16 protein-coding genes are annotated in these 12,703 nt (G+C 64.1%); 8 read left to right on the top strand and 8 right to left on the bottom strand.

Going from position 1 to position 12,703, the window contains the following annotated elements:
- Nucleotides 1–61: 61 nt before the first annotated feature.
- On the top strand, nt 62–1,348 hold the full coding sequence (locus Har1131_RS02775) for a GTP-binding protein (protein ID WP_050037231.1): 1,287 nt from the start codon (nt 62–64) through the stop codon (nt 1,346–1,348).
- Here the strand turns inward: Har1131_RS02775 and Har1131_RS02770 are convergent.
- From Har1131_RS02770 to Har1131_RS02760, 3 genes are all read right to left on the bottom strand, one after another.
- The gene (locus Har1131_RS02770) at nt 1,345–1,551 is read right to left on the bottom strand and encodes a hypothetical protein (RefSeq protein WP_014041623.1); all 207 of its coding nucleotides are present in this window, start codon (nt 1,549–1,551) and stop codon (nt 1,345–1,347) included. The two genes, Har1131_RS02775 and Har1131_RS02770, sit on opposite strands and share 4 nt — an antisense overlap.
- Nucleotides 1,552–1,650: 99 nt before the next feature.
- The gene (locus tag Har1131_RS02765; RefSeq protein WP_050007750.1) at nt 1,651–2,064 is read right to left on the bottom strand and encodes a polyketide cyclase; all 414 of its coding nucleotides are present in this window, start codon (nt 2,062–2,064) and stop codon (nt 1,651–1,653) included.
- Nucleotides 2,065–2,094: 30 nt separating this feature from the next.
- Nucleotides 2,095–2,409, bottom strand: coding sequence for a hypothetical protein (locus Har1131_RS02760; RefSeq protein WP_050037232.1), 315 nt, complete (start codon nt 2,407–2,409; stop codon nt 2,095–2,097).
- Nucleotides 2,410–2,529: 120 nt separating this feature from the next.
- Between Har1131_RS02760 and Har1131_RS02755 the strand changes: the two genes are divergently transcribed.
- Nucleotides 2,530–2,742, top strand: coding sequence for a hypothetical protein (locus Har1131_RS02755; protein ID WP_050037233.1), 213 nt, complete (start codon nt 2,530–2,532; stop codon nt 2,740–2,742).
- A gap of 30 nt (nt 2,743–2,772) precedes the next feature.
- On the opposite strand, the gene Har1131_RS02750 is transcribed toward Har1131_RS02755, so the two are convergent.
- Together Har1131_RS02750 and Har1131_RS02745 are read right to left on the bottom strand one after the other, a co-directional pair.
- Nucleotides 2,773–3,144, bottom strand: coding sequence for a cupin domain-containing protein (locus Har1131_RS02750; protein ID WP_008307272.1), 372 nt, complete (start codon nt 3,142–3,144; stop codon nt 2,773–2,775).
- Nucleotides 3,145–3,194: 50 nt separating this feature from the next.
- Nucleotides 3,195–4,583, bottom strand: coding sequence for a hemolysin family protein (locus Har1131_RS02745; RefSeq protein WP_014041627.1), 1,389 nt, complete (start codon nt 4,581–4,583; stop codon nt 3,195–3,197).
- 98 nt (nt 4,584–4,681) lie between these two features.
- Between Har1131_RS02745 and Har1131_RS02740 the strand changes: the two genes are divergently transcribed.
- The 3 genes from Har1131_RS02740 to Har1131_RS02730 are packed head-to-tail and all read left to right on the top strand — an operon-like array spanning nt 4,682 to nt 6,056.
- A complete protein-coding gene (locus tag Har1131_RS02740; RefSeq protein ID WP_014041628.1) occupies nt 4,682–4,960 on the top strand; it encodes a glutathione S-transferase N-terminal domain-containing protein in 279 nt (92 codons plus the stop codon).
- Nucleotides 4,960–5,469 (top strand): redoxin domain-containing protein, encoded by a 510-nt coding sequence (locus Har1131_RS02735; protein WP_151144987.1) that lies wholly within the window; start codon nt 4,960–4,962, stop codon nt 5,467–5,469. The genes Har1131_RS02740 and Har1131_RS02735 overlap by 1 nt, the downstream gene beginning before the upstream one ends.
- A 2-nt stretch (nt 5,470–5,471) precedes the next feature.
- Nucleotides 5,472–6,056 (top strand): L-threonylcarbamoyladenylate synthase, encoded by a 585-nt coding sequence (locus tag Har1131_RS02730; protein ID WP_050037236.1) that lies wholly within the window; start codon nt 5,472–5,474, stop codon nt 6,054–6,056.
- A 30-nt stretch (nt 6,057–6,086) separates the two neighbouring features.
- On the opposite strand, the gene Har1131_RS02725 is transcribed toward Har1131_RS02730, so the two are convergent.
- Nucleotides 6,087–6,749 (bottom strand): hypothetical protein, encoded by a 663-nt coding sequence (locus Har1131_RS02725; protein WP_151102662.1) that lies wholly within the window; start codon nt 6,747–6,749, stop codon nt 6,087–6,089.
- Nucleotides 6,750–6,867: 118 nt separating this feature from the next.
- Nucleotides 6,868–7,488 (bottom strand): conditioned medium-induced protein 4, encoded by a 621-nt coding sequence (locus tag Har1131_RS02720; RefSeq protein ID WP_151102663.1) that lies wholly within the window; start codon nt 7,486–7,488, stop codon nt 6,868–6,870.
- Between the two features lie 143 nt (nt 7,489–7,631).
- Between Har1131_RS02720 and Har1131_RS02715 the strand changes: the two genes are divergently transcribed.
- The gene (locus tag Har1131_RS02715) at nt 7,632–9,719 is read left to right on the top strand and encodes a (Fe-S)-binding protein (protein ID WP_050037238.1); all 2,088 of its coding nucleotides are present in this window, start codon (nt 7,632–7,634) and stop codon (nt 9,717–9,719) included.
- 46 nt (nt 9,720–9,765) lie between these two features.
- Nucleotides 9,766–9,969 (top strand): hypothetical protein, encoded by a 204-nt coding sequence (locus Har1131_RS02710; protein WP_023843459.1) that lies wholly within the window; start codon nt 9,766–9,768, stop codon nt 9,967–9,969.
- A 14-nt stretch (nt 9,970–9,983) separates the two neighbouring features.
- Here the strand turns inward: Har1131_RS02710 and Har1131_RS02705 are convergent, their stop codons facing one another.
- On the bottom strand, nt 9,984–10,730 hold the full coding sequence (locus tag Har1131_RS02705) for a TrkA family potassium uptake protein (RefSeq protein ID WP_014041634.1): 747 nt from the start codon (nt 10,728–10,730) through the stop codon (nt 9,984–9,986).
- A 399-nt stretch (nt 10,731–11,129) separates the two neighbouring features.
- Between Har1131_RS02705 and Har1131_RS02700 the strand changes: the two genes are divergently transcribed.
- Entirely contained in the window at nt 11,130–11,867 is a 738-nt protein-coding gene (locus tag Har1131_RS02700) for a molybdopterin-binding protein (RefSeq protein ID WP_151144984.1), read from the top strand.
- Nucleotides 11,868–12,703 lie beyond the last annotated feature (836 nt).

The following is a 12,703-nucleotide window of genomic DNA, read 5'->3' as shown; positions in this document are numbered from 1 at the left end:
GTCGTGTTCGGCTCCCGGAAACGAGGCGCGATTTGAAGGGAGGCGGCCCACAACGGGAGGTATGCGCGACACAATTCCCGTCACGATTCTCTCCGGAAGCCTCGGGGCCGGGAAGACGACACTGCTGAACCACCTGCTGACCGAGGCCGGCGACCGCGACATCGCCGTCCTCGTCAACGACATGGGAACCGTCAACGTCGACGCGGAACTGATCGCCGAGGGATCCGAACTGGACGTCGACGACGGCGTCGCGGAGCTTTCGAACGGCTGTATCTGCTGTGAACTGCAGGACGATCTCGAAACGGCAGTCGTCCGGCTGGCGAACAATCGGGACTTCGACGCGCTGGTCGTCGAGTCCTCTGGCATCTCCGAGCCAGCGCCCGTCGCGCGGCTGTTCACAACCGAATCGCGCGTGGCCGCGCTCTATCGCGTCGACACGCTCGTGACCGTGCTGGATACCCGACTGTTCCTCGACGCATTCGCCGGCGAGACGCCGGCGCGTCGCGGTACTGTAGAAGCGAACGCCGACGGAGATGGCGACGGCGCAGCGGCCGACGACGCCGACCGCCCCCTCTCTGACCTCATGGTCGAACAGGTCGAACTGTCGAACCTCGTTGTGATGAACAAGACGGACCTCTGTACGGACGCGGAGCTCGACGAGGCCGAAGAGTTGGTGCGGGCGCTCCAGCCAGACGCCGAGACTATCCGAACGACCTTCTCACAGGTCGACCCCGACCGGCTGTTTGACCGCGGGCTGTTCGACCAGCACGAAATCAACGACCTGCCGGGCTGGAAGCGGGCGCTGGCCGAGGCCGGGCACAGCCACGGCGGAGATGGCCACGACCACGGTGCCGAGGGCGATGCGGACGACGCCGGCCACGGACACGCCGACCACAAGCACCCCGAGGAGGTGTACGGCGTCACCTCCTTCACCTACCGCCGCCGCCGGCCGTTCCACCCCGACCGACTCGCCGACGCGTTGCGGGACCTCCCGTCAGGTGTCGTCCGCTCGAAGGGCACCGTCTGGCTGGCGGGCACCGAGCGCCGCGTCGTCATCGGCCAGGCCGGCCCTTCGATACGGGCCGAGGCACAGGGACCCTGGATTGCGAGCCTCCCCGAAGTCGAGCGGGACATGTACCGCTCGAACCGGCCGGAACTCGACTGGCACGACGAGCACGGCGACCGACGGACGGAACTGGTGTTCATCGGGACGGACTACGACGAGGACGCCCTTCGGACGGCGCTCGACGACGCGCTGGTGACGGACGAAGAATGGACCGAAAGCGACCCACCCGCGGGTCCATTCCCGTCAGAACAGGGGGATGAAACGGTTATCCGGAGCCCTTAGCAGGCACAGTCACGACCGGCCGCACGCTCGAAGCGCATCTCCTCGCCGCAGTCCGGACAGACCGGTTCGCCCTCCAGTTCGACGTCTCTGATGCGAACGCTGCAGTCGTCACACCAGTACGCCCCCTTGGACCCGTCGTCGGGGCGGGACTTCGCGTCCGACTCTGACGTGAGTGCCTCCTTGACGCTGTCGAGGATGCTCATGATCGTATATTGAAATTACGGCTACTAAACGTACCGTGGTTGTGTGCAGTCGTCTCACGACCAGCGACAATCGTGACGTTCAGTGCTTTTGCAGCCGATTCACGCCCCGGGCACGTCCGCCGCCAGGTCTTCGATGGCCCGCTCCAGCTCGTTGCCGCGCTTCCAGGCGGCGATGCGGTCGGCGAAGGGCAGCGGCAGGTTCAGCGAGACGGTCGACCGCATCGTGAGGCGGGACCCGTTTTCCTCCGGTGTAACGATGACTTGGGTCTCCAGATGGTCGAACGGGCCGACCTCGCCCTCGGCAGTGTACCGGAGGCCGTCCTCCCGGGACTCGAAGCGTAGCGGGACCGACATTCCCGGGCCGGCGGCGGTGACGAGCGTGCCCGTGTCTGTCTCTTCGACGGCCGTTACGGTAAACGTCCCCTCCGCCGCGACGACCGCCTCCGGCGAGAGCGTGCGGTGGACAGCCGGCGGCCGCGCCATCACGAACCGAGAGCGTTCGACCTCGCGCATACCAGTCCACAGACACACCGGGGTAGTAAATCACAGGGCCAGCGGGGCGGAGACGCCGACCAGCAAGACAGCGAAGCCGAGACCGATGTAGATGAGCCGCTGAAATCGGAGTTCCGGGGCTATCTGGACCCAGGGCGGCGGGGCAGTCCAGACAAGCCGGTGATACGCGACGGCGGCGACAGCGACGGTCCCGGCTGTGGCAACGGTCAGGCCGGCCCACACTGGCAGCCCGTACGCGAGGCCATACAGCGGGCCGACGGAGAACAGCAGCATCACCGCCGTCATGGTGCAGACGAGAAACGGGACCGGGTCGACCGGGTCCCCATGACGGTTTTGAACGTTCATACGCCCGTCTTGGGCGCCGAGCGTGTTTAGTTGCGCGACTCGGCCGCCGCCGGCTAGAGCGTGTCGAACTCGCCGGGCACTGCCAAAGAGCTAAGGGGCGTCCCGTCCGTGTTCGTGGGCATGAGCGACGCGAACGGGTTCGAGGAGGGGGCGAGCGGGTCGCAGGGTGACCCGCGGGTACTCATCGCGATGAACGTCGTGCTCTCGACGGTGTTTGCGGCCACTATTGTCTGGGGGCTGAGCGTCATCGGCGCGGCGGAACTCACGGCTATCAACGTCGCGACCGGCGCGATACTGCTGTTCGCACTGACCTATGCCATTACGCTCCAGTAGCGGGCCAACGGAACGATCTCGACGCTCGGCTTACTCGGGGTCGTACGGGTGGACGTCGTCCACCGCGGGCGCGCCGACGACGAGCGTCCGTACTGATTCGGTCGCCGACTCGGGGTTGTGCGCCCGCTGGGGGCTGTCCGGTTCGACGACGAACGCCTCGTCTTCGCCGACCTCGTAGGTCTGCTCCGGCGTCTCGACGGCGAGCGTCCCCGAGAGGACGTAGAACAGTTCCTCCTGATTATCGTGGTAGTGGTACGCGAGCGGGATATCCTCGCCGGGAGCGACCTCGTAGACGTTCACGGCCGCGTTTTCGAGACCGGCCGCGTCACTGATGGAGCGCTGGACACTGGGTCGGTCCGGTGTCGGCTCGATATCGTCGACTGCGAGGTGGTGATAACCCATGTCATCCCTGTCAACAGCGACCGACGTAAAACGACTGCTCCCGCAAGTGCTCAGTCCGTGACCTCTTCGGCGTCGACCGACTCGGTTTCGTCGGTTTCGAGGCGGACAACGCGAGCTTTCATGATGCGCGTGTTTTCGACCTGTTCGACGCGGATCTCGACGCCGTCGTAGGTGATGGTCTCACCCTCTTCGACCAGTCGGCCAGCCCGGTTGAAGATGAAGCCGGCGATGGTCTCGAACTCCTCGCCTTCGGGCAGGTCCAGGTCCAGCGCCTCGTTGACCTCCTCGATGTTGACCTCGCCTTTGACCGTGACTGTGTCGTCGTCGACGTACTCGATCGGCTCTTCCTCCTCGCCTTCGAGTATCTCGCCGACAATCTCCTCGGTCAGGTCCTCCATCGTCACCAGCCCCTCAGTGGTCCCGAACTCGTCGATGACGATGACCATGTGCAGGCGTTCGGCCCGCATCTCGGTCAGCAGGTCGTCGACGTTCTTCGACTCGGGGACGTGCAGGGTCGGCTCGATGAGGTCTTCGAGGTCCATGTTGCGGGCCACCGCCTCGCCGTAGTTGAGGTCCCGAACGAGGTCCCGGATGTGGATGACGCCGATGACGTTGTCCAGACTGCCCTCGTAGACCGGGATGCGAGCGTGGCCGCTCTGGATGCACGTCTCTAGGGCCTCCTCGGCAGAAGCCTCCTTGGCGACCGCAGTCATGTCCAGCCGCGGCGTCATCACTTCCTTGGCGATGGTGTCGTTGAACCGCAGCGTGCGCTGGAGCATCTCCCGTTCGTCCTCGTCGAGGACACCTTCGCGCTCTCCCGTCTCGATGATGTCCTGTATCTCCTCGCGGGTGACGTAGGAGGTCTCGATGGCGGAGCGGCCCCCGGTGATTTTGTTGACGACGCGCGTGAGGTAGTCGAACAGCAGGATAAGCGGGAGCAGCACCTTCTCGGCAGCCTTGAGCGGTTTGGAGATGCGCAGCGCCCACGATTCGGTGTTCTCCACCGCGTAGCTCTTTGGCGCGCTCTCGCCGAACAGCAAAACGACGGCGGTAACGCCAAACGTCGCGATGGCGACAGCCAGCCCCTGACTATCGACGTACATCGCAAGGAGTCCAGTAGCGATGGAAGACATCGCGATATTGACGAGGTTGTTGCCGACGAGAATCGTTACCAGCAGGCGGTGGGGGTCTGATTTGAGTTGTTTGAGCGTCTTCGCACCCGGGACAGCGTCCTCGACGAGCGCTTCCGTCCGGTGTGCAGGCAGCGAGAACATCGCAATTTCTGAGGACGAGAAGAACGCCGAGAGGACGACCAGTGCGACGAGCGTGACAATACCAGCGACGAGCACCGCGTCTTTTGGTATTGGGACGCCGACGATTTCGACGCCCTGCAACATCGCTGTAGACAGCTCAAACGGCGCAGGTGGATCCAGGGCCATCAACGGTCGAAGTTGTAATGGGTGCGGATTAAGGCTTGTCATGAAGGGGTTGTCAGCGAAGCCCTTACCCGGCTTTCACGCGTATCACTCCACAGAGTATGAGCGAGTCCGATATCACGCTGTACCGGTTGCAGGCGTGTCCGTTCTGTGAGCGCGTCGTCCGGAAGCTGGACGCCTACGACCTCGACTACCAGTCGCGGTTCGTCGAGCCGATGCACGCCGACCGTGACGTGGTCAAGCGACTGTCCGGCAAGCGGACCGTCCCGGCCATCGTCGACGAGAACACCGGCGTCACGATGTCCGAGAGCGCGAACATCGTCGCGTATCTGGAGCGGACCTACGGCGAGGGCGAGGAGACCGCAGGGGGTGTGGCCTGATGGAACTCGATTTCGACGTCGTCGACCTCGACCCGGTTGACCATCCCGACGAGGGCGACACCGCGCCGGATTTCACACGCCCGCTCGTCAACGACGAGTTCTGGGAGGACGAGTCGCTCTCGTCGCTGTGTGCCGACAGCGACCGGGTCGTCCTCGTGTTCCACGCGATGGACGGCGCGTTCCCGGCGACGTACATCTGGAACGAGATCCGCGACCGCGCGTGGCACGAGCAGGCCACCGTCGTCGGCGTCTCCATCTCGACGCCGTACGAGCACAAGCAGTTGCTCGAAGAGCGGGATATCGAGGGGGACTACCGGCTGTTCTCGGACCCGGCCAACGGCGTCGCAGAGCAGTACGACATCGACATGGACCTCGACGGGATGGCCGGAATCGAGGAACCGCGCCCGTCGGTGTTCGTCCTCGATAGCGACCGGACCATCGAATACGCCTGGGTGGCCCAGGAGTGGCCCGACTTCCCCGACTACGACGACGTCGAAGCCCAGCTCTAACGATGGCGACAGTCGACGACGCCGCGGCAGCGGTCCGCGACGGAGAGCTGGTCGTCTATCCCACGGAGACGGTGTACGGCCTCGGCGCGGACGCGCTCAATGCTAATGCCGTCGAGCGTGTGTTCGAGGCGAAAGGTCGCGAGCGCGACAAGCCGGTGTCGATGGCCGTCCCCGATGTCGAGTCCGCCCGCGAGTACACGCACCCAAGCGACCGCGAACTGGCGTTCATGCGCGAGTTCCTCCCCGGCCCGGTCACCGTCGTCGTCGAGCGCCGCGACGCAGTGCCGGACGTGCTGGTCGCCGGCCGGGACCGCGTCGGGGTTCGGGTCCCCGACCACGACCTCGCGCTCGAACTGCTCGCCGAGACCGGGCCGCTAACCGCCACCAGCGCCAACATCTCCGGCAACCCAAGCGCCCGCTCCGTCGACGACCTCGACGCCATCCGGGAGCGCGCCGCCGTCGTGCTCGACGCCGGCGAAACCGACGGCGGGACCGGCTCGACGGTGGTGAACGTCGACACCGGAACGATACACCGCCGCGGCGCACACGCTGACGCCGTCGAGTCGTGGCTCGAAGCCCAAGGCTGACACTCACCGCTGTCCGGGCGATTATCTGCCCTATCGTAGCATCGACCGTAGCGACCGCGTCTTCACCCCGCAGTCGTCGCTGAACTCACAGGGCTCGCACTTCGCGTCGTTGTGTACCCGTCCGGGCGGGCCGTCGATGCTGTCGGCAGTCCGAACCGCCCGACGGTAGACGCCGGCCCGCCGTGCGTTCACCTCGATGCGCCGGATGACGCCGTATGCCGGATACTCGGCGTAGGCGATGTCGATGTCACGCTCGCGCTCCCAAGAGAGCGCCTTCGCGGCGGCGACCAACCGCACGGTCTGGGGCTCCCAGACACCGTCCTCGGGCGGCCGACCGGCGAAGACGAGCGACGGGACCGGACCGTCCCGCCCGGCGACGACCTTGTGTGCGATACCGCGGGCGTCCTTCCCTTCGAGATACGCGTCGGTCGCCGCCGGGGCGACCAGCGCGTCCCAGTCGGCCAGGCGCTCTCGAAGCCCTCTGAGCCGGTCGCGGTACTCGTCCGGACCCACTTCGATGGGGGCTGCCAGCAGGGCGGCGTCGTCGGTCAGCAGCCGCTCGTAATCACGGGCGAGCCGGCGAACCGACTCAATCTCGTCGGGGATTTCGCTCGCCCCGTCGCGGCGACGGTAGTAGAGCTTCCGCGGGCAGTAGGCGGCCGTTTCCAGTTCCCGGAACGTATGGGTCGACATGGCCCCGCCTGGTCGTGTACTCCTACAAGAAGGTTCGGCGGGACGGAACGGTCGTGTTTCGCACAGCCAGAAAGGCCCGCCATCTCGGCCGACCGCTAGCACAGAAGAATGCGCAGCGTTACATCGACACGTCAGCGCCGGAATCCAGCGAGTCGATGTCCTCAGTGGCTTCGTCGAGACCGTCTTCGCGGAGGCCGGCAGCGTGCTGTGTCGACAGCCCGGCGTCGGTGAGCACGTCCTCGAACTCGCTCTGGAACCGGTGGGAGACCCGGCGCGCGGCGTCCTGTGCGGCGACGACGCGGCGGTAGTGGGCGGCCCAGGACTCGTCGATGTCGAACTCGGCGGCGAGGTCGGCGACGGACGGGTCGTCGTCGGCGACGCGGCGGCGGAACTCGGCCAGGTCGAACGGTGCCTCTGTGTCCTCGTCGCGGAGGAGATGCAGGTCCAGCCGCGCCTCGACCACGTCAGGCTCGTCCGCGCCGATTTCGGCCGCGATGGTCGCGTCGTCGCTCCCCTCGTAGAACAGTCGGACCACTGTTACCAGGGATTCGTCGGCGAGGTCGGTTCGGAACTCGTACCGCTCGCGCATCCGCGCGATGACATCACCGAGTCGGTCCGCGACACCGGCCTCGTCAGTATCGGCCAGGGACCCTCTCGACGCTTCCTGAGACTCCGTCACAGCCCCCTCGTCGGAGACGTCCATGAAGATGTCACGGAGTTCTTCGGTCTTCTCGTCCATCGAACATGAAACTACTTCTCGGGAGTCATATATCTGTCGGATGAGCAACGTAACACGGGGAAACTTTCAACAGGTCACTAATTCTCGCAGGACTGCGGCGGGGCGTGGCAAGATTTAAGCGGACACAAATCGCGTGTTACCGTATGTCATCTATACTCCAGACGACCACGCGCCCGACGTTCTGGCGTATCGGCGACGTGGGGAAAGCGCTGTTCTACTATCTGGCAGCGCTCGCCATCATCGTCTTTCTGTACGGTGTGTACAACCGCGTCACCCGCTATGCCCAGGGCAGCGACGACCCCTTCGACCGCCTGGACGAGTTGCCCCAGCGGACCCTCGCGGCGGCGCAGTTGGCGCTGTCGAACCGGAAGCAGTTGGACCGCGACACCGTCGCCGGCGTGATGCACGCGTTCATCGTCTGGGGCTTTCTGACGCTGCTCATCGGGACGACGATTCTGGGTATCGACATGGACCTCTATCGGCCGCTGACCGGTGAATCCTTCTTCGTCGGCCAGTTCTACCTCTCCTATTCGTTCGTCATGGACGCGATGGGGCTGCTGTTCGTCGTCGGCGTCGGCGTCGCGCTGTGGCGGCGCTACGGCCGCAAGCTCGACCGCCTCCACGACCGCCACACCTCCCGCGAAGACGACCTGTTTCTGGGCGCGCTGTTCGTGCTGGGCGTCGGCGGCTACCTCACCGAGGGCATCCGTATTCTCGGTACCTCGACGGTGCGTGACGTCTCCTTCGAGACGGTGAGCTTCGTCGGCTGGTCGGTCAAGGAAGTGCTCGTCATGGCCGGGATGACACCGGAAATGGCAGCGGGTGCGTACCCGTTCGTCTGGTGGAGCCACTCGCTGGTCGCGCTGTGGTTCGTCGCCTGGATACCCTACGCGAAGCCGTTCCACATGCTCTCGTCGTTTGCCAACCTCGTCGCCCGCGACGAGAAAGCCGGCGTGCGACTACCCGGCGTCCCGGCCGACGCTGACCCCGACGATATCGGACCCAGCGACATCGACGACTTCTCCTGGAAGCAACTGCTCGACCACGACGCCTGTACCAAGTGCGGCCGGTGCTCGTCGGTCTGTCCGGCAAAAGCGTCCGGGCGGCCGCTGGACCCGCGGAACGTCATCCTCGACCTGAAACGCTACCGCGAGGAGCGCGACGCCGGCGGCGAGGACGTGCCTATCATCGCCGACGGCGGCACCTCGGTCATCGACGCCCACACGATGGAGTCCTGCATGTCCTGTATGGCCTGCATGGACGCCTGTCCGGTCGACATCGAACACGTCACGCAGTTCACTGAGATGAACCGCCGGCTCACCGAGGCCGGCGAGATGGATGAACACGTCCAGGACGCGATGATGAACGTGTTCCAGCACGGCAACACCTTCGGCGACCCCGAGCGCGCCCGGCCGGACTGGACCGAGGACCTCGACTTCGAGGTGCCGGACGCCCGCGACGAACCGGTGGAGTACCTCTGGTACGTCGGCGACTACCCGAGCTACGACGAGCGCAACCAGAAGATTGCGCAGGCGCTCGCCACCGTCTTCGAGGCCGCCGACGTGGACTACGGCATCCTCTACGAGGCCGAACAGACCGACGGCAACGACGTGCGCCGCGTCGGCGAGGAAGGGCTCTACGAGATGCTCGTCGAGGACAACGCCGAGGCAATACTGGACTGTGAGTTCCAGTCCATCGTCACGACGGACCCCCACGCCTACAACACGTTCATGAACGAGTACCCCGAGTTCGAGGCCTGTGAGTGGGGCGAAGACGACGTGTTCCACTACACGCAGGTCGTCGCCGACCTCGCAGATGCGGGCGCGCTCGGCCTCTCCGGGACCGAACTGGACTACACTGTCACCTACCACGACCCCTGCCACCTCGGGCGGTACAACGGCGAGTTCGAAGCGCCGCGGGACCTCATCCACGCGACCGGAGCCGACCTCCACGAGATGCCCCGCAACAGGGACGACTCCTTCTGCTGTGGCGGTGGCGGCGGCGGCCTCTGGATGGACCTCGAAGAGGAGAGCAAACCCAGCGAGGAACGCCTGCGCGAGGCCCTCGAAGACACCGAGGCGGGCGCGGCCGTCGAGAAGTTCGTCGTTGCCTGCCCGATGTGCATGACGATGTACGAGGACGGGCGCAAAACCGGCGGCTACGAGGAGGACCTTGAAATCGTCGGGGTCACGGAGCTACTCGCTGAAGCGGTCGGGGAAGCGGGAGTCTGATCGCTCAGATGTGAGTTTTCAAGTAGCTGAAACGAAAAGGCTCACCATGGCCCTCCTCCAGATACCGGGACTACCCGGCGCAACAGAACTTATCCTCATGGTACTCGTACTGGCGGTGTACATCGGACTACCAGCCGCTGGCATGGTACTCGTCTACAACTTTCTCGACGGTAAACGCGGCTACGAGAAGCGGGTTTCCGAACTCGAACGCCGGGTCGAGACACTGGAATCCGAACTATCCGAGGAGTAACGTCTGACCCGTGGTCACAGCCGCTCACACACCTGTTTTCCGCTGACGACTTCGGGGATTATCACTTCATCCGCGCCCACGCGGCGGGCCACGGTCTCGTCCTGTCGGTCGCCGGCCCGAACGATGAGCTGGACAGTGGGCGCAAGCTGGCTCGCCAGCACCGCAATCTGAATATTTGCGTTCGTGTCGTCAATCGCCCCGATGACCGTGTCGGCTCGCTTGATGCCCGCGTCCGTCAGCGCGCCCTCGCGGCTCGCGTCGGCCTCCAGCGCGAGATGGCCGTCGTCGAGCGCCCGTTCGTACTGTTCTGTCTGTTTCTCGATGACGACCACCTGTGCGTCCGTGCCGCCTATCTGCTCCGCGACAGTCTGTCCGAACGTCCCGTAGCCACAGACGACGATGTGGTCGTCCAGTTCCTGAAGTCGTTGCGAAATCTGCATACGTGTAAGTTCCTGCTGAATCTGGCCGCCGAAGGCTGCCGACAGCACTGTTTCACCTATCCACAGTCCAGCGACGACGAGACCGGTCAGCACCACGATGGCGTAGCCTTTGACCAGCGTCGCGGGCCCCTCGTGGGTCTGGAAGTGGAGTTCGATGCTCGTGGGGTCAAGCAGCCAGAACAGGGCGTTGACGACGCCGACGCCACCGAACGTGACGAATCCGAACACACCGGCGGCGACGAGTCCAACGAACGCGAGAACCGGTCTGGAAAGCCGACGGAGCAGCGAGCGGTCCGGCCCTGTGCTATCGCTGTGTTCCATTGCTGTAGCTACCTGCCAAGAGTTGCCGTTACGACACACCGCGACGAGCCCGATAGCGCGACGACGCGGTGTGCTGCCAGCAGCGTCAGTCTGTCAGCGTTCCAGCGGATGTTGTGGACGCTTCGTCGACCGGGCCAGCGCTGTCGCGGTCCGTACTCGGCACGCGACTTCGGTTCGGGTACACCCGTTTGACGCAATCAGCACAATTGGTGACAAGTACCATGATTTTGAATTGCCGGACCCAGTATATGTATGTTACCGAAATATGGCTAGACTAGATATAATGCCATTATACACTATCCATATTCATTCGGTCCGCAGCGGGCCGACGACACCTGAGTCTGTGTCCACCTGCGTCCAGCCAAACGCTTAACGCCGCCAGACACTCACAGCGAGATGATGGAGGTCGCACTGCTCACCGTCGGTGACGAACTGCTCGCTGGCGACACGGAGAACACGAACGCGTCGTGGCTGGGCCGCCAGCTCACGGCCGCCGGCGCAAGCGTCACCCGAGTCCTGACTGTGCCCGACGACGAGGCGGTCATCGCCGACGCCGTGGCGCGGTATCACGACGCCTTCGACGCGGTCATCGTCACCGGCGGCATCGGCGGGACACCGGACGACGTGACGAAAGCCGGCGTGGCACAGGCGTTCGGCCGGGACCTCGTCGTACCCGAGGACGTCCGCGCCCACCTCGAAGCGAAGGCCGAGCAGTTCGCCGCGGACAACCCCGAAATGGTGGACCGCTACGACATGGACCTGGACCTCGACGCGTGGGCGTCGATCCCCGAGGGCGGGCAGGCACTGCTGACCGACGAGAGCTTCGCCGCCGGCTGTGTCATCGACCGCGTGTACGTCCTGCCGGGTATCCCCGAGGAACTGAAAGCGATGTACGAGACCGTTGCCGACGAGTTCGACGGCGACCGGACGACGGAGACGATTCACACGCCTGCACCCGAAGGCGCACTGGTCACCCACATCACGGCGGCCCGCGAGCAGTTCGCGGTTGCCGTCGGGAGCTATCCCCGCAAGGACGACACACCGGGGCGGGTGAAGATTACCGGTGACGACCCGGCAACCGTTGCCGACGCGGCGGCGTGGCTCCGCGAGCGAATCGAGGTCGTCGACATCGAGTGAACTGCTTTCCGGAGATTCCCTCGAAGGCGTCACAGGCTCCTGCTATCTGGTGACTGTCCAGACCGGTGCACGAGGACCCAGTATCTGGTAGCTACTCCTGCGGGTACAGCTGAAGCAGCAATAGATGACACGTCATAAGATGGGATTTCCCACAAGGCATTTGTCAGTTATAAATTATTTCTCTGTATGTACGATCAAAGGGCTCTACTTCTCGCTATTGTCTGTAGCCTTGTGCTCACGGGATGTTCTACGCTTTCCGACGGCCCAGCAACCCCGGAATCGGCCGTAGACAGTGGTCAGGAAACCCCAACCATTGGCGCACAAATAAACGTCTCTGAAGCCAAAGAACGCGCACTAAACTCGGAAACGGACTATGTGACTGCTCGGCTTCAGAATGCGAGTTGTCTTGATAGCTGGGATGTCGGTTCATTCACTGTTGGTCCAAAGGTGACCGTCGTAAACCGATCAGATCGTGGTCTCACTGTTCGGGTTAGACGACCATATTCGACGGCAAAGGGCGAAGCAGTGTATGACGCTGAGCACTATGCCCGCTATCTCGTAACCAAAACAGGGACTGAAAGACTGTCCGGTGATACCGTCGCTCCTTGCTGAGTTGCGTATTCTGCACCTATTGGGCGTCAATGCTACCGGTAAGAAATGGATCGGGACAAGCCAGTGTGTGGATGGGAGAGCTTCGCTCAGGTTCGTGTGCAGTGCGTGTCCTGACTGTCCAGACTAGCCGGAATATTCAGTTACAGCCTATAATACGGCCAGTTCACCGATGTATTCGTAAATCGGGCCCCGACGACAGAGCGACTACCCCGATATAGGCTTCC

The sequence above is a fragment of the Haloarcula sp. CBA1131 genome, from assembly GCF_008728975.1.
Taxonomy (GTDB): Archaea; Halobacteriota; Halobacteria; order Halobacteriales; family Haloarculaceae; genus Haloarcula; species Haloarcula hispanica.
Note: the sequence above shows the minus strand (reverse complement) of the source record. Positions and strands in the feature narration are given on the sequence as shown.